Origin of the sequence: Microbacterium sp. BF1, from assembly GCF_019279095.1 — a bacterium.
Lineage (GTDB): Bacteria > Actinomycetota > Actinomycetes > Actinomycetales > Microbacteriaceae > Microbacterium > Microbacterium maritypicum.
Window position 1 is genome coordinate 1 of record NZ_JAGYWT010000798.1, and the last position, 682, is coordinate 682.

The following is a 682-nucleotide window of genomic DNA, read 5'->3' on the forward strand; positions in this document are numbered from 1 at the left end:
CCGACGTCGAAGCCCGCGACCGTCTCCGACGTCAAGGTGAGCGCGGCCTGGCTCATCGAGCAGGCAGGTATGGGTGAGCGCGGAGTCGTAGACCGCGACGTCCGCGATGCGACCGTTGAGGTAGTTCGACGACCCCGCCGACGGCCAGCCGCCCTGCGAGTCGCCGCCGACCCTCCAGTAGCCGGAGTAGCTCTGGCCGGTCGTGGTGTCGTTGCGGGTGCCGATGCGCACGCCGTCGACGTACAGCACCATCCCCGACCCGTTCATCGTGGCGACAACCTGGTGCCAGTTGCCGTCGTTGAACCCGGCGTTGCTGGTGATGGTCCTGGCGGAACCGGGGTACACGCCGAACGTGACCTGACCGGTGTTGCTCAGGTAGATGTGGCGGTCGTAGCTGCCGGAGAGTCCCGTGGCGTTGTTGCCGAAGCCGACGATCTTGCCGCCGCTGGTGCTCGTGGTCTGGAACCAGGCCTCGACCGAGAACTCGTTGGGTCCGACCTCGGCGACCGAGCTGGACGACGTTCCGTTGCTGCCGTTGAAGGCCGTGGACGACGAGGTCTGACCGACGGCCTGACCCGCCTGGCCGCGGGTGGTGCCGCCGGCGAGCGCGAGGTCGTTGCCGGCCACCCAGTCGATCGCCGAAGTGCCGGACGCCTCGTTCAGCGGCCAGTAGTACTTCGGC

1 protein-coding gene is annotated in these 682 nt (G+C 68.3%); it reads right to left on the bottom strand.

The window, feature by feature from the left end; genetic code table 11:
- Positions 1–682 (bottom strand): LamG domain-containing protein (locus KZA10_RS16870; protein ID WP_218683479.1); only part of this gene is annotated, 682 nt, incomplete at both ends.